Source organism: Bradyrhizobium sp. B025, from assembly GCF_042257955.1.
Taxonomy (GTDB): Bacteria; Pseudomonadota; Alphaproteobacteria; order Rhizobiales; family Xanthobacteraceae; genus Bradyrhizobium; species Bradyrhizobium diazoefficiens.
Window position 1 is genome coordinate 8,520,562 of record NZ_CP170150.1, and the last position, 18,447, is coordinate 8,539,008.

The 18,447-nt window shown below is 63.7% G+C and carries 16 protein-coding genes; 13 read left to right on the forward strand and 3 right to left on the reverse strand.

Annotated elements, in window-relative coordinates; genetic code table 11:
- Positions 1-53: 53 nt before the first annotated feature.
- On the forward strand, positions 54-431 hold the full coding sequence (locus tag ACE10W_RS40370; protein ID WP_304549463.1) for a hypothetical protein: 378 nt from the start codon (positions 54-56) through the stop codon (positions 429-431).
- A gap of 356 nt (positions 432-787) precedes the next feature.
- Here ACE10W_RS40370 and ACE10W_RS40375 read toward each other — a convergent pair whose 3' ends face one another.
- Positions 788-1,744, reverse strand: a complete 957-nt coding sequence (locus tag ACE10W_RS40375) for a MurR/RpiR family transcriptional regulator (RefSeq protein ID WP_304549465.1) — start codon at positions 1,742-1,744, stop codon at positions 788-790.
- Positions 1,745-1,986: 242 nt separating this feature from the next.
- On the opposite strand from ACE10W_RS40375, the gene ACE10W_RS40380 reads away from it, so the two are divergent.
- From ACE10W_RS40380 to ACE10W_RS40400, 5 genes are all read left to right on the forward strand, one after another.
- On the forward strand, positions 1,987-3,528 hold the full coding sequence (locus tag ACE10W_RS40380; RefSeq protein ID WP_304549466.1) for an ABC transporter substrate-binding protein: 1,542 nt from the start codon (positions 1,987-1,989) through the stop codon (positions 3,526-3,528).
- Between the two features lie 79 nt (positions 3,529-3,607).
- Positions 3,608-4,552 (forward strand): ABC transporter permease, encoded by a 945-nt coding sequence (locus tag ACE10W_RS40385; RefSeq protein ID WP_304549469.1) that lies wholly within the window; start codon positions 3,608-3,610, stop codon positions 4,550-4,552.
- Between the two features lie 23 nt (positions 4,553-4,575).
- Positions 4,576-5,409 carry an ABC transporter permease gene (locus ACE10W_RS40390; protein ID WP_231166612.1) on the forward strand — a complete coding sequence of 278 codons (834 nt, stop codon included), beginning with the start codon at positions 4,576-4,578 and terminating at the stop codon, positions 5,407-5,409.
- 3 nt (positions 5,410-5,412) lie between these two features.
- Positions 5,413-6,387 carry an ABC transporter ATP-binding protein gene (locus tag ACE10W_RS40395; RefSeq protein ID WP_011083143.1) on the forward strand — a complete coding sequence of 325 codons (975 nt, stop codon included), beginning with the start codon at positions 5,413-5,415 and terminating at the stop codon, positions 6,385-6,387.
- Complete coding sequence (locus ACE10W_RS40400; protein WP_304549473.1) at positions 6,384-7,340, forward strand: ABC transporter ATP-binding protein; 957 nt, start codon at positions 6,384-6,386, stop codon at positions 7,338-7,340. The genes ACE10W_RS40395 and ACE10W_RS40400 overlap by 4 nt, the downstream gene beginning before the upstream one ends.
- 99 nt (positions 7,341-7,439) lie before the next feature.
- Here the strand turns inward: ACE10W_RS40400 and ACE10W_RS40405 are convergent, their stop codons facing one another.
- The gene (locus ACE10W_RS40405; protein ID WP_304553935.1) at positions 7,440-8,318 is read right to left on the reverse strand and encodes a ferritin family protein; all 879 of its coding nucleotides are present in this window, start codon (positions 8,316-8,318) and stop codon (positions 7,440-7,442) included.
- Between the two features lie 161 nt (positions 8,319-8,479).
- Here ACE10W_RS40405 and ACE10W_RS40410 point away from each other — a divergent pair, with 161 nt between their 5' ends.
- From ACE10W_RS40410 to ACE10W_RS40440, 7 genes are read left to right on the forward strand one after another with little or no spacing between them, the layout of a single operon-like run.
- Positions 8,480-10,780 carry a NosR/NirI family protein gene (locus ACE10W_RS40410; protein ID WP_304549475.1) on the forward strand — a complete coding sequence of 767 codons (2,301 nt, stop codon included), beginning with the start codon at positions 8,480-8,482 and terminating at the stop codon, positions 10,778-10,780.
- Between the two features lie 22 nt (positions 10,781-10,802).
- Positions 10,803-12,755 (forward strand): TAT-dependent nitrous-oxide reductase, encoded by a 1,953-nt coding sequence (gene nosZ / locus ACE10W_RS40415; RefSeq protein ID WP_304549477.1) that lies wholly within the window; start codon positions 10,803-10,805, stop codon positions 12,753-12,755.
- Positions 12,756-12,787: 32 nt separating this feature from the next.
- Entirely contained in the window at positions 12,788-14,131 is a 1,344-nt protein-coding gene (locus ACE10W_RS40420) for a nitrous oxide reductase family maturation protein NosD (RefSeq protein WP_039186341.1), read from the forward strand.
- Entirely contained in the window at positions 14,128-15,036 is a 909-nt protein-coding gene (locus tag ACE10W_RS40425) for an ABC transporter ATP-binding protein (RefSeq protein ID WP_161532661.1), read from the forward strand. The genes ACE10W_RS40420 and ACE10W_RS40425 overlap by 4 nt, the downstream gene beginning before the upstream one ends.
- On the forward strand, positions 15,033-15,860 hold the full coding sequence (locus ACE10W_RS40430) for an ABC transporter permease subunit (RefSeq protein ID WP_011083150.1): 828 nt from the start codon (positions 15,033-15,035) through the stop codon (positions 15,858-15,860). The genes ACE10W_RS40425 and ACE10W_RS40430 overlap by 4 nt, the downstream gene beginning before the upstream one ends.
- Positions 15,857-16,405: a nitrous oxide reductase accessory protein NosL gene (locus ACE10W_RS40435; RefSeq protein WP_304549481.1), complete on the forward strand. Its 549-nt coding sequence runs from the start codon at positions 15,857-15,859 to the stop codon at positions 16,403-16,405. The genes ACE10W_RS40430 and ACE10W_RS40435 overlap by 4 nt, the downstream gene beginning before the upstream one ends.
- A gap of 11 nt (positions 16,406-16,416) precedes the next feature.
- A complete protein-coding gene (locus ACE10W_RS40440; RefSeq protein ID WP_370205008.1) occupies positions 16,417-17,415 on the forward strand; it encodes an FAD:protein FMN transferase in 999 nt (332 codons plus the stop codon).
- A 57-nt stretch (positions 17,416-17,472) separates the two neighbouring features.
- Here ACE10W_RS40440 and ACE10W_RS40445 read toward each other — a convergent pair whose 3' ends face one another.
- Complete coding sequence (locus ACE10W_RS40445; protein ID WP_304549485.1) at positions 17,473-18,444, reverse strand: alpha/beta hydrolase; 972 nt, start codon at positions 18,442-18,444, stop codon at positions 17,473-17,475.
- Positions 18,445-18,447 lie beyond the last annotated feature (3 nt).

Genomic DNA, 18,447 nt, shown 5'->3' on the forward strand with positions numbered 1-18,447 from the left:
CCGGCAGCGGGCCTCAGGGATGACCGGGCAGCTCAACACGAGAGGAGTTTTCCATGAAACGAGCCATCATAATTCTGGCAACAGCAGCGCTCGCCTCGACGCTCGCCATCGGCGCGGCCGACGCGCACGGTGGAGGAGGTGGAGGTGGCGGCCACGGCGGCTTTGGCGGTGGCGGCTTCGGCGGTGGACATGCGGGCTTTGGCGGCGGCGCGCATTTTGGCGGCATGGGGCATGAGGGCGGCTTCGGCGGCGGCGCCCGGTTCGGCGGCGAGCACCTCGGCTTCGGCGGTCATGCCGACGGTCTCCGCCAGCACGCGTTTCGCCACTTCGGCCGCTACCGGCCCGGATATGGATTCTACGGCGCCTATCCGGATTGCTATGATTGGTACGAGTTGCATCCCAACCAGCCGTTGCCGCTGAGCTGCAGCTAGCACCAACCGCTCAACAGCCATCGGCCCGGACCGACCAAAGCGCATTGCCGTCTTGTTCGAAGAAAGAGGCGATGAAACGTGTCCCACGTTTGCGAAGCCAAGATGCTCTCTCGAGAGCATCTTGGCTACCGAACGACCAACAGACTCAATGTTTTCCATGCCGTTCCAACACGAGCCCACTGTTACAGGCTTGAGTTCTACCGGCTCGCTCCAAAATGACGACCGCTCTGATCGCGCAGATTGTCCGATTTGCTCGTCCCGACATCCAAATCTACGACGCGCACGTTTGAGCAAGGGCCCGAGCCTGCTCTGAGAGCGTCAGCAGCGCAACAATTGGCATGTGCCGGCAGTGCCCTTCAGTCGCCGAGCGGCCCATTTGAATTCCCGTCCGTCCCCTTCAGCAACTCGTATTTGATCCGGCGCATCCGCGTCTGGGCCTCGAGCGGCTTGCAATAGGCCGTCGACGCGGCGAGCAGATCGATGGCCGCGAGAAGGGCATAGCGCGACGCGGTCGGCTTGAGCGCATCGGGCGCTTCGGGCACTTGCACGCCGAGCGCAATATCGGCGATTGAGGCCAGCCTGCTTTGCGGCCTGGTAATCGCGACGACCAGGGCGCCGTATCGCTTGGCGATACCGGCTGCCTCGATCACCTCGTTCGCTGCACCGGTGGTCGAGATGGCGACGACGACATCGTCCTCGCCAAGGGTCGCGGCGATCATGCGCATCAAGCTCGGGTCGGAGGCGTGAGAGACGGCGATCCCGAGACGAAAGAAACGATTCTGAACCTCCATCGCCGCAAGGGTCGAGCCGCCGCCCACGCCGAACGCCGCAAGTTTCGAGCAGCGCGAGATGGCTTCGGCAGCCCTCTCGATGTCCTCCTTCCGCAGTCCCTCTTCGGCAGCAGCGATTGCGCGACGAATTTCCTGGAACACCGACCGCCAGAGAGCGGGGCGCGCCAGATCCGTGCCGACATGCGGGGGCAGCTCAACGTAAATCCGCCCAACCGCCATGGCTTGAGCCAGCCTCACCTTGAGGTCACGGACGCCGCGACAGCCGACGGAGCGGCTGAACCTGGTCACTGTCGGTTCACTGACACGCGCGCTGCGAGCCAGCTCCGCATTGCTCGCGTGAATGGCAAACTCGACGTCGGCCAGCAGCGCCATGGCAACACGCTGCTCCGAGGGGCTGAGACTCGGAGCACTCTGTCTGATGACAGAGATGATGTCGCCGGCCACGAACGCGTCGCGGCGCGACGGGGTCGAGACTGCTGTCCCCGCGGCTTTCGCCGGGTGAATTCGCTTCGCACGCGGCATGCGCGCCCTTCCTTAGGTCGGATTAACCTGCGCCCTTGGCCAGGAGGCCTTCGTAAGAAACCTTCAGCCTCGATCAATCCACGTATCGACAGATCGGCAGTCTATCGCAATTTTCCACTTGAAACTTAGCATATTCTGTATGTAACTTTCAAACAAGCAATAACGCGCCGCCGGGTCAACGCCTGAGGGCGCATCCCCTGCAGGTGAAGGCAGGCGGCTGAAACAAGGTGGGAGGGGCGATCATGAGATGCGACCTCAGTGTCTTGATGCGTGGCGCCGTTGGGATCGCCGCCGCATTGTTTCTCAATGCACACGCCAGCGCGGCCACCCTGCTTCGCGAAGCCACCATCGGCGAACCGCCGCCACTTGACGTCATGCTGACGACTGCCGACGTCGCCTCGGTCATCGGCCGCCACATCTTCGAAACACTGTATGCGCTGGACTCGACCTATACGCCGCGCCCGATGCTGGCCGAGAGCGACCGCGAGGAAGACGGCGGCAAGACCATCGTCATCAAGCTCCGCGAAGGCGTTCCCTTCCACAACGGCAAGGAGATGACCGCCAAGGACGTGGCCGCCTCGCTGACGCGGTGGGGCAGCTTCGGTGCGCGCGGCAAGCTCCTGATGGCCGCAGCCACGTCGGTCGAAGCGACGGGAAAGTACGAAGTCACGCTGAAATTGTCCGCGCCGAACGGCGCCTGGAAGAACCTCATTGCGGACGTCAATGGTGGCCTTGCGATCTATCCGGAAGAAATCGCCGCCAATGCCGGCAACCGGCCGATCGAGCAGAAGGACTATATCGGCACCGGGCCTTACAAGTTCGTGGAGTGGCGGCCGAACCGCTATGTCGAGGTGGAGAAATTCGACGGCTACAAGCCGGTGAAGGAAAAGGGCGACGGCTTCGCCGGTGCCCGCGTCGCCATCTTCGACAAGATCCGGTTCATTCCGGTCCCGGACGTCGGCACCCGCGTGAGCGGCGTGCAAGCCGGCGACTACGACTATGCGGAAATGATCTCTGGCGATCTGTACGAGTCCCTGAGCAAGGACCAATCGGTGCAGGTGCAGCGTACGAACGCGCCGATCTTCGGCCTTTTCTTCATGAACTCGAAGCAGGGGATCCTGAAGGACAACTACAAGCTCCGCCGCGCCATCCAGACCGCGCTGGACAAGTCGCAGGCCCTGCGCGTCGCCTTCGGCTCCAAGGACCTGTGGAACACCGAGGGATCGATCTTTCCCAAGGGCACGCCCTGGTACTCGGCGGAAGGCGTTTCCGGCTACAGCCCGCACGATCCAAAGAAGGCCAAGGAGCTCGCCAAGGAGGCGGACTACACGGGGACTCCGATCCGCCTCTTGGTCTCGACGAACTATCAGGCGCACTATGACGAAGCCTCCGTCTTCACTCGCCAACTGGCCGACGCCGGGATCAATGTTCAGATGATGGTCGTCGATTGGGCGACGCTTCTGAAAATGCGAGGCCAGCCGGAGCAGTGGGACATCTTTGTCACCCACCATTCGTTCTCGCCCGATCCGCTGCTCCTCACGTTCCTGAATGCGAGCTATCCCGGGTGGTGGGACAGTCCCGAGATCAGTTCGCTTCGGGCCGAGCTGATCAAATCGACCGATCCGACCGCACGCAAGTCGACATGGGACAAGATCCAATCGCTGATCTACGATCAGGTGCCGGTCATGAAAGTAGGCGATGCCTACACCTATGACATCGCTTCTCCCAAGTTGAAGGGACTGAACCCGAACGGTCCCGTGTTCTGGAATGTGTCCACGAAGTAAGGACGGGCAATGAGACCGCTGGGAATGTCGAGCGCCGTCACCGGCGCGCATCGTCGCCGCTGATCAGCCGCACAATCACATGTGGTCTTACGCACTCAAGCGCGCGGGAACGACGGCGGTGACGCTTCTGGCGGCGTCCGTTATCATCTTTGCCTTCATCCATATCGTTCCGGGCGATCCCATCTACGTCCTGCTCGGTGACACCGCGACCCCCGATCAGATCGACGCTCTGCGACACCAGCTCGGTCTCGATCAACCGATCATCCTGCAATATCTGACCTGGATCGGCCATGTGCTCGAGGGCAACCTCGGACGGTCGATCTTCTTCCAGGCGCCGGTGCTGTCGGTGATTGCCGACGGTGCCGAGACCAGCGCCTTGCTCGCCACCATGACGATGATCTGGGTTACGCTCATCGGCGTGCCGATCGGCATGATCGCGGCGGTTCGGCACGGCACCTGGCTCGACCAGGGACTATCCGGCGCAGCGATGCTGATGGCCTCGATTCCCACGTTCTGGGTCGGGCTCTATTTGATCCTGATCTTTGCCGCGTGGCTTGGCTGGTTTCCGAGCTCCGGTTATCCATCGATCTTCGAAGGCGGGCTCGTCAATCTCCGCTATCTCGTCCTCCCGAGCCTGGCGCTTGCAGCGCCGAATGCCGCGCTGATTCTGCGGCTGACGCGCGCCAGCATGCTCGACGTCGCCCGCGAGGATTACGTGCGCACGGCGCGTGCAAAGGGCATCCGGCCCTGGCAGGTCGTGGTTCGGCACATCCTGCGCAACGCGCTCCTGGCGGTGGTCTCGGCATTCGGCTTCACCTTCGCGGCGCTGCTGTCCGAAGCGGTGGTGACCGAAACGGTGTTTGCCCTGCCGGGTATCGGCCGCCTCGTCGTACAGTCGATCCTCCGCCGGGACTATCCGGTGATCCAGGGCGTCATTCTGGTCATCGTCGTCGTGTATCTCCTGATCAACCTGATCGTCGATCTGAGTTATCGCCTGCTCGATCCGCGGGTCGAACTCCAATGAGCCGCGACGGTGCGACCCTTTGGTTGAAGCCATTCATCGCGCGCCCGATCGCACTGGTGGGGCTCGGCCTCCTCCTGGGGACCGTGCTTGCCGCGACTTTCGCGCCCTGGCTCGCACCTTACGATCCCTACGCCATCGACCCGTCGATCCGACTGACACCTCCGAACGCGCTTCATTGGTTCGGTACTGACCAATTTGGCCGGGACACCTTGTCACGCGTCATCCACTCGGCGCGCATGGCGCTCCTGATCGGTTCGGGCGTGGTCGTGTTCGCGCTTGCGACAGGCGTGCCGGTCGGCGTGCTGTCCGCCCTGTTTCCCCGGCTCGGTCACCTGTTGATGCGCATGATCGATGTGCTCATGGCATTCCCGAGCCTGCTGCTCGCACTCGGTCTGATCGTCGTCCTCGGCCCGAGCGTGGCCAATGCCATTCTGGCGATCGGGCTCGGCTACATGACGACGACGACGCGCATCGTTTACGGTCTGACGCTGCGCTTGCGCGTGGAGACCTATGTCGAGGCATCCCGCAGCATGGGCGCCGGAACGGCATGGCTCATCGGCAAGCACATCTTGCCGAACCTGATCTCACCGCTTCTTGTGCAGGCCAGCTTCGTCTTCGCGTTCGCGCAGCTTGGCGCGGCATCGCTCGATTTCCTGGGCCTGGGCGCTCCGCCGGAGATTCCGAGCTGGGGCAACATGCTGGCGGAATCGCGCACCTTCATTACCCGAGCCCCGTGGCTGCTGTTCTTTCCGGGCATGATGATCGTGGCGACTGCATTTTCGCTCAACCTGGTCGGCGATGCGCTGCGCGATCGTCTCGATCCCCGGTTCCGTCAGGTCTTTAGCGAGAAGGGCTAGATCGTGCTGTCCGTTCGCGACCTTACGGTGTCATTGGGCTCGGAGACCACACCGGTCGACATCGTCGCCGGCGTGTCCTTCGAACTTGGCAAGGGCGAAATCCTCGGCCTCGTCGGCGAATCCGGCTGCGGCAAGAGCATGACCTCGCTCGCGGTGATGGGATTGCTGCCGCAGCCCGGCCCGCGGATCCGGGCCGGCCGGGTCCTGCTGGAAGGCTGCGACGTGACGCAGCTGCAGCCCTGGCAGCGCGTCGAAGCGGGCCACGGCCGGATGGCAATGATCTTTCAGGAGCCGATGACCTCGCTTAACCCGGTTCGTCGGATCGGCGATCAGATCGCCGAAGCCGTGCGCGTGCATGATCGATCTTCCGGTCCCCCGGCGATCGCCCGGGCGCGCGAACTGCTCGAGCTGGTGCGCATGCCCGATCCCGCAATGCAGCTGTCGGCGTATCCGCATCAATTGTCCGGCGGCCAGCGCCAGCGGGTCATGATCGCGATCGCGCTGGCCTGCAGGCCTCAGGTTCTAATCGCCGATGAACCGACCACGGCACTGGATGTCACCATCCAGGTGCAGGTTCTCGGGCTGCTGCGCGAGCTCTGCAACCGCCTCGACATGGCGATGTTGTTCATCACCCACGACATGGGGGTGATCGCGCAGCTCGCCGATCGCGTGTCTGTCATGTATGCGGGCCGGATCGTGGAGACCGCGGGCGTCGAGGCGTTGTTCGGCAGACCGCGCCACCACTACACGCGCGGACTGATGGACTGCATGCCGTCGCGGAATTCCGGCGCGCGCCGCCTGCCAACCATAGCGGGCCAGCCGCCGGCGCCCGGCACAGTCGGTGCCGGCTGCGTCTTTGCCTCGCGGTGCGCAGCAGTGCGCGAGTCGTGCCGCACGGCGGCCCCGCCGCGCGCGGAGGTTTCTCGAGGACACGAGGTGCTCTGCGCCTTCCCCCTGGACGGCGGGGAATCGCGATGAACGGAAACGCCGTCCTCGACATTCGGGATCTGAGAGTCTCCTTCAGCGTCAGGCGCGCCGGCCGAAAATATCAGGTGCGGGCGGTGGATGGCGTGTCGCTGTCGCTGGCAGAGGGTGAGGTGCTTGGGATCGTCGGCGAGTCAGGCTGTGGCAAGACCACGCTGGGCCGGTCCATCGTGGGGCTGGCCCGGCCCTACAGCGGCACCATCAGCTTCAAGGGAACGGACATGACGGGCGCCAGCCTTCGCAACATGCGCCTGAACATCCGGATGGTCTTCCAGGATCCCTATGCATCGCTCAACCCGCGGCGGTCGATCGGAGACTCGGTCGCGGAGGCTGGCGATATCAATGGTTTCTTCACCAGTCGCGCCGAGCGCAGCGCGGCGATCGCCGCCACGCTGACGGCGGTCGGCCTGGATCCGTCTTTCGCCGCGCGCTATCCGTACGAACTGAGCGGCGGGCAGCGGCAACGGGCCGGCATCGCACGAACAATTCTTCCCTCACCGTCCATCGTGATCGCCGACGAGCCGGTCTCGGCCCTCGACGTGTCCGTGCAGGCCCAGGTGCTCAATCTGATGATGGATCTGCGTGAGCAGTTGAGACTGTCGATGCTGTTCATCTCCCATGACCTCGGCGTAATCGGACAAATCAGCAATCGCGTTGCGGTGATGTATATGGGGCGGATCGTGGAGCAGGCCGCAACGCGGACGGTTTTGGACGATCCGCGCCACCCCTATACACGTTCGCTGGTGGCGGCAATTCCGAAGCCGGACCCATCCAAGCGGATTCTCGGCGCGATCGAAACGGGTGAACCGCCAAGCCTCTTCAAGCGGCCAAGCGGCTGCGCCTACGCCCCACGTTGCCCGATAGCCAGCCATCGCTGCCTGGTCGACGTTCCCGAGCTTCGGTCTGCCGGCGCGGACGGTAGAGCAATTGCCTGCCATAACGCGTAGCCGGATTCGCGGGCCTGTCGGATCGACTTCGCGCGACCAGGAAACCGATGGCGTACGGCCAGGACCGGGCACGGAGACGAACGACGTCGCATTCAACCTTCACGCCACCGTCAACGAGCGCAACCACGCTAAGCGAGCGATGGCCCCTTCCGCCAATTCTTGCAGCAGCACGACCTGGGTTTGATCGCTGGCGCTTTCGGCGCTCTCCAGGTAGCCGTCGGCCAGCGCTTCCGAGATCGTCTCCGCGTCGCGCTGTTCGAGTGACACCGGGAATTTCCCGATGCCTTCGGCTTTCTCGGACATCTGCATCGTCTCTTCAACAAGTTCCCGTGTGCGGACCGCTGCAGCCCCGGCGAGACCGCGTTCCAGGTCGGCAAGCTGCGCTGCGAGACGGAGCTCCAGTGCGCGCGCATCGATCTGCATCACGGCCGAATCGTCGCGCCCCCTCCGTTCGGTTTGCTCATGCTCCTTATGGTAGGCGCGACGCCGTTCCTTCCTCAGTGTCGAGATATGTCCGAGTTCCTCACGCGCCATGGCTTCGGCGGCCTGCTTGATCTCCAAATCCCGGGAATAGGCGGCGACGTAGGACCAGAATGCGAAGGCGCGTTCCTCGTTGCGAACCGCCATGGCCAAAGCGCGGTAGGGGGTCGTCAGCCGGGAAGTTTCGATCTCCCTTGCCGTCTCGGCGTCGAAGGTTTCGGGCGCCTCCCATCGAACCAGCGCCGGATCCGGCGCCTTGCCGCGGCGCGATTGTGACCATCTTGCGACGCTGTCGACATGTTCGCGCTCAGCGGCGGCGAGGTGAGCGAAGACCTCGGCCAGGGCACCCTTGTTCTGCCGTCGCATCTCCTCCGCCAACGCGGAGTATCTTTTCGCAGCCTCCTCTTCCATGGCGTTGGCGAGAGCGAACAACTCGTCGAGCGACTCGAGCGTTCCGGCCGGCTCGCTCATCAGCAGCGAAGTTCGTAGCAACGGCATGACGAGATCCTCACGGAACAATTGGCGAGCTTGATCCAGCGCAAACACTCTTTCGGTTGACAGCGTAGCATCTATCCCATCAAGTTCCTGCGTCAACGGCGACTTCGGAAGAAATAGGAGCGCGCGGCCCGGTCGGTCGCGGCGTTCACGTTCGAGGTCCCATGCTCCAAAGAACGCATGTTGTTCCGGATTTTCTAACCCAAGCGGCGCGCGCACTCTTCGCGTTGGCGTTGCTTTGCGTGCTCTCGTCCCTCAACACCGCGTCCGCTGCCGACCTGAACGGTTACCTGTCGAAGATTGCCCCTGCCGACTTCTTCCCGGGCGCCGACCGTTTCGGTCCCCCGCAGGGCGAGCCGCCTATCATACCGGCCTATCGCGGCGATCAATTGCAGGGCTTCGTGTACCTGAATTCCGATTTCGCCAATGCGGTCGGCTATTCCGGAAAACCGATCCAGATGCTCGTCGGCATCGATCCGAAAGGTGTGCTGACCGGCCTCAAGCTGGTCGAGCACAAGGAGCCCATCGTGCTGGTGGGCATCCCCGAAAAGCGCATTCTGGAGGCCGTCAACAAGCTGATCGGCGCCGACCTGGGGAGCGTCGCCCGCGGGGCTGCGCCGGCGCCCCAAGTCGACATTGTCAGCGGCGCAACCGTAACCGTTCTGGTGATCGGCGACAGCATCGTTCGATCCGCCACCAAGCTGATCCGGAGCGGCCGCCTCGGCGCTCAGGGCAGTCCAGTTGCGGCGGCCGGGCCGCGGGCTGCGAAGGCTATCGACACGGCCAAGAGCGAAGTCCGCGATTGGCAGACCCTGGTCGGCGACGGTTCGGTCCGGCGGCTAACCCTCTCCGTCGCCGATATCAACCAGTCCTTCGAGAAATCGGGCAATGCGGTCGCCGCAGCGCGCCCGGAGGAAGGCGCTCCGGACGACAGCTTCATCGATCTCTATGTCGCGGACGTCGCGGTGCCGACCATCGGCCGCAGCCTGCTGGGCGACGAGAGCTACGGTCGGCTGGCCGGCAGGTTGAAGCCAGGCCAGCAGGCGCTCGTCGTCGCCGGTGCCGGCCGTTATTCCTTCAAAGGGGCCGCCTACGTTCGGGGTGGAATCTTCGACCGGATCGAGCTGATCCAGGAAACCAACAGCATCCGTTTCCGCGATCGGGACCATACCCGACTGGGTAGCCTGGCGGCCGACGGCGCGCCGGATTTTCCTGAAATTGCGCTGTTCATCGTGCCGGCCGACTTCGCGTTCGATCCGACCGAGCCGTGGGCGCTGCAGCTCCTGGTGCAGCGCGTCGTCGGCGCACGGGACAAGGCCTGGGTCACCTTCGATCTTGGATACACACTTCCCGAAATCTATCTCAAGCGCGAAGCGCCGGCGCGGCCCGCTGCCGCGGCGCCGGTCGCCAAGTCGGCGCCCGCGGCCGCCCCGGAGGCCGGCGTACCAACGGCCGACGAGGACCCGTTGTGGATGCGGATATGGCGCGCGGACGCCCTCAAGATCGGCACAGCGATGCTGGCGCTCGGCGCGCTGACGCTGATCTTCTTCTTCCAGAATTTTCTGGTCCGTCGTCCGGCGGTGTACACGTGGGTCCGCCGCTTCTATCTGCTGTTCATTCTCGTCTGGCTGGGATGGTATGCGAACGCTCAGCTTTCAGTGGTCAACGTCCTGACCTTCACGAACTCCCTGCTGACCGGGTTCAGTTGGGAGTATTTCCTCTCCGCGCCGCTGATTTTCCTTCTCTGGGCCTCCATCGCGGCGGGACTTCTCTTCTGGGGGCGCGGACCGTTCTGCGGTTGGCTCTGCCCGTTCGGCGCCCTGCAGGAATTACTCAACAACGCCGCCAAGGCGCTCAAGGTCCCGCAGTATCGCGTCCCCTGGGGCCTTCACGAACGGCTGTGGCCGATCAAGTACATCATCTTTCTCGGCCTGTTCGGCATGTCGCTCTACTCGACCGCCTTCGCCGAGCAGCTCGCCGAGGTCGAACCGTTCAAGACTTCGATCGTCCTGAAGTTCGCGCGGGAATGGCCGTTCGTCGTCTACGCCCTGACCCTCCTCGCGGCGGGGTTGTTCGTCGAGCGCTTCTTCTGCCGCTACATGTGCCCGCTCGGCGCGGCGCTGGCGATTCCCGGCCGCATCCGGATGTTCGAATGGCTGCGACGCTGGCCGGAATGCGGCTCGCCCTGCCAGCGCTGCGCCAATGAATGCCCCGTGCAAGCGATCCATCCGGAAGGTCACATCAACGTCAACGAGTGCATCTACTGCATGCACTGCCAGGAACTCTATTTCGATGACCACCGCTGCCCGCACATGATCCAGGTGCGGCTGAAGCGCGAGAAGCGGATGGCCATGTCGTCGCCTTCGATGCGATCAGGCGGCAAAGGACCGAACACAATCATCACAGCCGGGGGAAAACCCGTCGGCGCGTCGCCAGTCGACGCCATCACGCCATCTGCAACCTGAACCGAAAGCCGAGGAGGCAATCATGAGCGACAGCGACAACATCAAGGGCGTCAGCCGGCGAACGCTGCTGGGGACCACGGCGGCCGCTGCGGGCGTGGGACTTGCCGGCGGGGCGGTGGTAACGAAGGACGGCGCGGGCTTCGTCTCGACCGCCGACGCGCAGACCAAATCTGCCGCACCCAAGGCACCGCCGGCACGTCCGGCCGTGCAGAAGACCGAAGTCGCGCCGGGCGAGCTCGACGAATATTACGTCTTCTTTTCGAGTGGCCAATCCGGCGAGATGCGGATCATCGGGCTCCCCTCGATGCGCGAACTGATGCGCGTTCCGGTCTTCAACCGCTGCAGCGCGACCGGCTGGGGCCAGACCAACGAAAGCCTGAAGGTTTTGACAGAAGGGATGCAGCCGGCAACCCGCGAATTCCTCAAGAACCGTGGTGGCACGTTCATGAACGGCGACCTCCACCATCCGCACGTCTCCTTCACGGATGGCACCTACGACGGCCGCTACGCCTTCATGAACGACAAGGCCAACAGCCGCGTGGCGCGGGTGCGGCTCGACGTCATGAAGTGCGACAAGATTATCGAACTGCCGAATCAGCACACCGTCCACGGCCTTCGGCTACAGAAGTATCCACGAACCGGATATGTGTTCTGCAACGGGGAAGACGGCGTTCCGCTGCCGAACGACGGCAAGGTTCTCGACAACCCGAAGGAATATCACTCCATCTTCACGGCGCTCGACGGCGATACCATGAAAGTGGCCTGGCAGGTGATGGTTAGCGGCAATCTCGACAACGTCGATTCCGACTACCAAGGCAAATACTGCTTCTCGACCTGTTACAACGCCGAAGAAGGCGTCACTCTGGCCGAGATGACCGCCAACGAGCAGGACTGGGTCGTCATCTTCAACCTCAAGCGGATCGAGGAGGCAGTGAAGAAGGGTGATTTCAAGGAAATGAACGGCGTGCCCGTGATCGACGGTCGCAAGGGCTCGCCCTACACGCGCTACGTTCCGGTGTCGAACAATCCGCATGGCATGAATACCGCGCCCGACGGCATCCACATCGTCGCGGCAGGCAAGCTGTCGCCGACGGTGACGGTGATGGACGTTCGGCTGTTCGACCAACTGTTCGACGACAAGATCAAACCGCGCGACGTCGTGGTCGCCGAGCCCGAACTCGGCCTCGGGCCGCTGCATACGGCCTACGACGGCAAGGGCAACGCCTACACGACGTTGTTCCTCGACAGCCAGGTCGTCAAATGGAACATCGATCTCGCCAAACGAGCCTTTAAGGGCGAGAAGGTCGATCCCATCATCCAAAAGCTCGACGTCCACTATCAGCCTGGCCACAATCACTCCTCGATGGGTCAGACCAAGGAGGCCGACGGAAAATGGCTGATCTCGCTGAACAAGTTTTCGAAGGACCGCTTCCTCAACGTCGGCCCGCTGAAGCCGGAGAACGATCAGTTGATCGACATCTCGGGCGACCAGATGAAACTGGTCCATGACGGTCCTAGCTTCGCCGAGCCGCATGACGCCACCATCGTACACCGTTCCAAGATCAACCCGATCTCGATCTGGGACCGCGCCGATCCGATGTTTGCCGATGCGGTCAAGCAAGCCAAGGCCGACGGGATCAACCTGGAAGCGGATTCCAAGCTCATCCGCGACGGCAACAAGGTGCGGGTCTATATGACCTCGACCGCTCCGGCGTTCGGGCTCGAGCAGTTCCAGGTCAAGCAGGGCGATCAGGTCACCGTCTACATCACCAACATCGATGCGGTCGAAGACCTGACGCACGGCTTCTGCATCGTGAACTACGGTATCCAGATGGAGGTCGCGCCGATGGCGACCGCGTCGGTGTCGTTCAGCGCCGACAAGGCGGGCGTCTACTGGTACTACTGCACCTGGTTCTGCCACGCCATGCACATGGAGATGAAGGGCCGCATGTTCGTCGAGCCGAAATCGGTCTGATCGGGAGCGACACCGTGCGTCTTCCGTCACGCATGCTTCCGGCGGCGCTCGTCGCCGCCGGATTGTCCGGCTTCGCCAGCGCGGAGACGCTGACTGCTGTGCCGGGGCAACCGCTGCAGGCGTTGCTGGATCGTGCCCGCGACGGTGACGTCGTCGAACTCGCTCCAGGGGACTACAACGGCTCGATCCGCATCGATCGCCCTCTTGCCCTGACCGGACGTCCCGGCGCCGTGCTGGACGGCGGGGGCTCCGGCAATGTCGTCACGGTGACCGCGCCCGATGTAACGGTCCGCGGCGTGACCATCCGGGGGTCGGGGCGCGACCTGCAGGCGATGAATTCCGGGGTCTTTCTCCAGAAGACCGCCGAACGCGCGACCATCGAGAACAACCGCCTGGTGGGAAACCTGTTCGGCGTCTACGTGCACGGAGCGACCGGATCGCGGGTGGCCAACAACTTGATCGAAGGGCTTCGCGGCCATCGCCTCAGCGAGGCCGGCAACGGCGTCTCGCTCTGGAACGCTCCCGAAGTCACCATTGCGGACAACACCTTCCGCTATGGCCGCGACGGTATCTTTACCATTTCCAGCCGCAAGGACCGCTTCGTCGGCAACCGCTTCGAACAGGTCCGCTTCGCGGTCCACTACATGTACACCAACGACAGCGAAGTCAGCGGCAACGTCTCGATCGGAAATCATGTCGGCTACGCCATCATGTACTCGAACCGGCTGATCATCCGCGACAACATCTCCGATCGCGATCGCGATCACGGCCTCCTGTTCAACTACGCCAACTACGCCGAGATCGACGGAAACAGGGTGACGGGCGGGCTATTGGATACGGTGTCCGTCGGGAGCGAAGAGGGGCCGGACGACGAGCGAGGCATGATCCCGGACACGAAGCGCGAGCAGAGCTTGCGAAGCGGCCCGGAGAAGTGCGTGTTCATCTACAACACGAACCACAACCGGTTCCGGAACAACTGGTTCGAACGCTGCGCCATCGGCGTTCATTTCACGGCCGGATCCGAAGGCAACGAGATCACCGGAAACGCCTTCGTCGGCAATCGGAACCAGGTCAAATATGTCGGTACGCGCAACCTCGACTGGTCCAAGGGCGGCCGCGGCAATTATTGGAGCGACAATCCCGCCTTCGATCTCGACGGTGACGGCATCGCCGACACCGCCTACCGACCCAACGATCTCGTCGATCGGGTGCTGTGGACGGCACCCTCCGCCAAGGTGCTGATCAACAGCCCTGCGGTGCAAGTGCTGCGGTGGGCCCAGGCTCAGTTTCCGGCGCTCTACCCGGGCGGCGTCATCGACAGCCACCCCTTGATCGCTCCACCGCCGCGGCCGTCGGGCAAGGAGGGCGGAAGATGAGCCCTACCGTTTCCGTGACTGGTGTCGTGAAGAACTACCGCACGGTGCGCGCACTGCGCGACGTCTCGTTCGATCTCGCCCCGGGACGGCTCAGCGCACTGGTCGGCCACAACGGCGCCGGCAAGACCACACTGATCAAGCTGATGCTGGGATTGATCCGTCCGGATCAGGGCTCCATCCGCGTGCTCGACGAGGATCCGGCCGCCGGTGAATTTTCGGCACGACGGCAGCTTGGATATCTTCCGGAAAACGTTGCCTTCAACGCAGCACTCACCGGGCGAGAAACGCTGACATTTTACGCGCGGCTGAAGCACGTCAAACCGTCGAAAGCGTGGGCCTTTCTCGATCGCGTCGGACTGACCGATGCGGCCGACCGCCGGGTCGGGACCTATTCGAAGGGCATGCGTCAGCGCCTCGGATTGGCGCAGGCGCTGCTCGGCCGGCCCCGGGTGCTCCTGCTCGACGAGCCGACGACGGGACTGGATCCCGCGCTACGGCAGACCTTCTATGAGATCCTGAACGAACTCCGCGACGACGGCGCCACTGTGCTGATCTCGTCCCACGCGCTGAACGAACTCGAGGATCGCGCCGAGCATGTCCTCATCATGAACCGCGGGCTCCTCGCCGCGCAGGGCACCCTGTCGGAACTGCGCTCGATCTCGCAACTCCCGATCCGCGTTTCGGTCGACTTTGCGCCGGGCGCCGGCGTTCCCGCAGCGTGGATGAACGGCGCAAGTGTCGCGACCCCGCGCGGACGCATGCTGCTGGTGCCCGACGAGGCGCGCAAAATGGACGTGCTGCGCGCTGCGGCCAGTGATCCCGGCGTCATCAACATCGAGATCGCGGCGCCGACCCTCGATGAGCTCTATGCGCATTTCCTAAATTCGCAGGAGAGTGCTGCGTGAGAACGATCGTCATCATAGCCGCCAAGGAGATCCAGGAAGGGTTGCGGAACCGCTGGGTCCTGGCAACCACGCTCCTTTTGGCCGCGCTGGCCTTGTCGCTGACGTTCCTGGGAAGCGCACCCACCGGCAATGTCGGCGCGGGGGCGCTCGACGTCGTCGTCGTCAGCCTGTCGAGCCTGACGATCTTCCTGCTTCCGCTGATCGCCCTCTTGATCTCGCACGACGCCGTGGTCGGCGAGATGGAACGCGGCACCATGACGCTGCTCCTGAGTTATCCGGTGGGCCGAGGCCAGGTGATCCTCGGCAAATTCTGCGGCCACGTCCTGATCCTCGCCTTCGCGACCGTGATCGGCTACGGCGCCGCGGCCGCCGCCCTCGCGACGACGGGCGCCTCCGTGCTCGCCGCGAGCTGGTATGCCTTCGCCTCGATGCTCGGAACCTCGGTCATGCTCGGGGCGGTCTTTGTCGCGGTCGGATATCTGATCAGCAGTCTGGTCCGGGACCGCGGCACCGCCGCCGGCATCTCGGTGGGAGTCTGGCTGCTGATGGTGCTGGTATTCGACATGGCACTGCTCGGCGTGCTGGTCGTCGATCAGGGGAACATCGTCTCCGCACCCGTTCTCGAAGCGCTGCTGTTCCTCAATCCGACGGACCTGTACCGGATGACGAACCTGACCGGCTTTAACGTCAGCCAGTTTTCCGGGATGGCAGGGCTCGCCGGCACCGCGACGACCAGCGTCGGCGCGCTGTTGACGGGACTGACCGCCTGGGTCGTCGCGCCGCTCGGGCTTGCGGCCGCCTTCTTCGCTCGGAGGGAGCTATGATCCTGCGGATTCTGTGCATGATCGTCGCGCTGGTCCTCGCCAGCTGCAATCGGGACGGAAGCGATGCCGTCATGCCGCCGCCCGCGGCGCTCAACAGCGATGCAATGGGGGTCTTCTGCGGCATGAACGTGCTCGAACACCCTGGCCCCAAAGGGCAGATCATCACGGCGAGCCGCATCGACCCGTACTGGTTCACCTCGGTGCGCGACACCGTGGCCTTCACTCTGATGCCGGATCAGCCCCGTGATATCCGCGCGATCTACGTGTCCGACATGGCGCGCGCGCCCAGTTGGGAGGAGCCGGGAGCGACCAACTGGATCGACGCCAAAAAGGCGTTCTTCGTCATCGAGAGCCGCAAGCAGGGCGGAATGGGGGCCGCCGAGGCTGTGCCTTTCGGCAATCGTGCCGCGGCGGACGCCTTCACCGCCGCCAATGGCGGCAAGGTCGTCACGTTTACGGACGTTCCGAGCGGCTACGTGCTCGGCAGCGACAGCGCCGCCGTCGATCAAACCGGGCATGAACGCCCCAGCGCCCGGACCAACTGACGAGGCTTCCGATGGCACCAGCAAATCTCACGCGCCGGCGCATGATCACCATCGCAGCCGCGACCGCAGGCTCGGCGTTTCTTTCCGGCGGCGGACACGCGTCCTCGACCGGGGCAGTACGTTGGCGCGGATCGGCGCTCGGCGCGCAGGTGTCGATCGATATCTTCCATCCCGATCGGGAGGAGGCGGAAAGGATCATTCAGGATTGCCTGGCTGAGGTAAGACGACTCGAAGGGCAGTTCAGCCTGTACCGGGCGGATTCCGCCATTTGTGCCCTCAACCGGAGTGGCATCCTTGTCGCACCGGAGCCCGACATGGTCGCGCTGCTCAAGGCCTCGCTGCAATTCTCCGACCTTACCGGCGGCACCTTCGATCCCACCGTCCAGCCGCTCTGGCAGCTCTATGCCGCACACTTTTCGTCGGAGAATCCGGATCCCGGCGGTCCGCCGGCCGGGAAGCTGGCGGAGGCGCTCGCGAAGGTGGGCAGCAGCGGCCTGCGCGTAAGCGAAAAGCTTGTGGCGCTCCTCAGACATGGCGCTGCGATCACCCTGAACGGCATCGCCCAAGGATACGCCACCGACCGTGTCGTGGATGTCTTGCGCGCCCGCGGGTTGTCGACGACCCTCGTCAACATGGGAGAGATACGCGCGCTCGGAGCGCGCGCGGACGGGACGCCGTGGCGCGTCGGCCTTTCCGATCCGGACCGAGCCGGCGCGCTCACGGAAACCATCGACCTCATTGATCGGGCGGTCGCGACCACCGCGGGCGCGGGCTTCCGCTTCGATCCGGCGGGCCGGTTCACGCATCTATTCGATCCGCGGACGGGACGGAGCCCTGCGCTCTATCGGACCGTCAGCGTCATTGCGCCGACCGCCACCGAGGCGGATGCGCTTTCGACCGCCTTTAGCCTGATGCCTGCGTCGCAGATTGGCGACATAGCGGCCACGCGGCCAGATGTGCAGGTCCGGCTGATCACCAATGATGGAAATTTGCGCCTTTACGGCGCCTGAGAGGACGAGTCGCCATGCTTGCCATTTCGGGAGCTGGGCAATCGCGGCATGCCCTCTTTAGGCTGCAGGCCGTTCCCCAAGAAAACCGTCGACAGCAGCGAAGACCTGCCAGCGATTTTTCTCCATGAATACCGAGTGCGTGCCCTCGCCGATCTCGATCCAGCGGCGATATGGCGCCGCCGAGAGCTTGCTGAACACCGTTTGCGCCATATCCATTGGGCAGTCGCGATCCAGGTCGGCATGGACGATCAGGACCGGCACCGTGAGCGAGGAAGGATCATAAAGCGGCTTGCCAGATGCCCAATATTCTCGGCTGTCCTGAACCGTTCCGTTCGGCGCCCGCAGCTTGTCCGGCCCGAGTCCTGTTTTGGCAAAAGTTGCCTCCGCCCACGCATCGAACCAGGCCGGCGGCAATATCGCGTCCTTCTTGTCATCGGGAACGCCGTTGAGCCAACGGCTCTTGGCCGCCGAGCGCTCGACGACGCGATAGGCGCCGAGGGCGCCGCCGGAATCAGCCGCGCTCGGGGTCGTCCGGAGCCACTGCGGTGCGATCAGAACAAGCTTGTTGACGTGCGCCAGGTTCTCCGAGGCGTAGCGTGACATCAGCGTCGTCCCCCACGACCACCCGATCAGGTTGATCTTGTCGACCCCTCGCCGCGACCGGATAAACGTAGCAGCACTGCCGACGTCACGCACAGCGACGGGTGTGCGCACGATTGGCTGATTGTTGGACGCCGGTTCTTCCATTTCAGGGGGACGGGTCGACCCACCATAGCCGCGGACATCGACGAGATAGACGTCATAGCCCTCCTGGGCCAGATGATCCATCCAGGACAAGCCGTCCAGGCGAAGGTCGAACGAAGTCGACGCCGGATAGGTCGATCCCGCGACGAACAAGACCGTCTTGTCGGCAGAGAACCGGACCAAGTCGGACCGTCGCTTGTTGCGAACGAAGAGTTCGATCCCTGCGGTGTCGCTCGGGATCATCATCTCTTCGCTGATGATGGCGTCGGTAATCGATTTATGCATCTC

Coding starts and splice junctions, on each gene's coding strand:
- ACE10W_RS40375 (WP_304549465.1), bottom strand. CDS start 1,744: ATGCCGCGTGCGAAGCGAATTCACCCGGCGAAAGCCGCGGGGACAGCA.
- ACE10W_RS40385 (WP_304549469.1), top strand. CDS start 3,608: ATGTGGTCTTACGCACTCAAGCGCGCGGGAACGACGGCGGTGACGCTT.
- nosZ (WP_304549477.1), top strand. CDS start 10,803: ATGAGCGACAGCGACAACATCAAGGGCGTCAGCCGGCGAACGCTGCTG.
- ACE10W_RS40435 (WP_304549481.1), top strand. CDS start 15,857: ATGATCCTGCGGATTCTGTGCATGATCGTCGCGCTGGTCCTCGCCAGC.
- ACE10W_RS40380 (WP_304549466.1), top strand. CDS start 1,987: ATGAGATGCGACCTCAGTGTCTTGATGCGTGGCGCCGTTGGGATCGCC.
- ACE10W_RS40400 (WP_304549473.1), top strand. CDS start 6,384: ATGAACGGAAACGCCGTCCTCGACATTCGGGATCTGAGAGTCTCCTTC.
- ACE10W_RS40425 (WP_161532661.1), top strand. CDS start 14,128: ATGAGCCCTACCGTTTCCGTGACTGGTGTCGTGAAGAACTACCGCACG.
- ACE10W_RS40420 (WP_039186341.1), top strand. CDS start 12,788: ATGCTTCCGGCGGCGCTCGTCGCCGCCGGATTGTCCGGCTTCGCCAGC.
- ACE10W_RS40370 (WP_304549463.1), top strand. CDS start 54: ATGAAACGAGCCATCATAATTCTGGCAACAGCAGCGCTCGCCTCGACG.
- ACE10W_RS40405 (WP_304553935.1), bottom strand. CDS start 8,318: ATGCCGTTGCTACGAACTTCGCTGCTGATGAGCGAGCCGGCCGGAACG.
- ACE10W_RS40445 (WP_304549485.1), bottom strand. CDS start 18,444: ATGCATAAATCGATTACCGACGCCATCATCAGCGAAGAGATGATGATC.
- ACE10W_RS40440 (WP_370205008.1), top strand. CDS start 16,417: ATGGCACCAGCAAATCTCACGCGCCGGCGCATGATCACCATCGCAGCC.
- ACE10W_RS40410 (WP_304549475.1), top strand. CDS start 8,480: ATGCTCCAAAGAACGCATGTTGTTCCGGATTTTCTAACCCAAGCGGCG.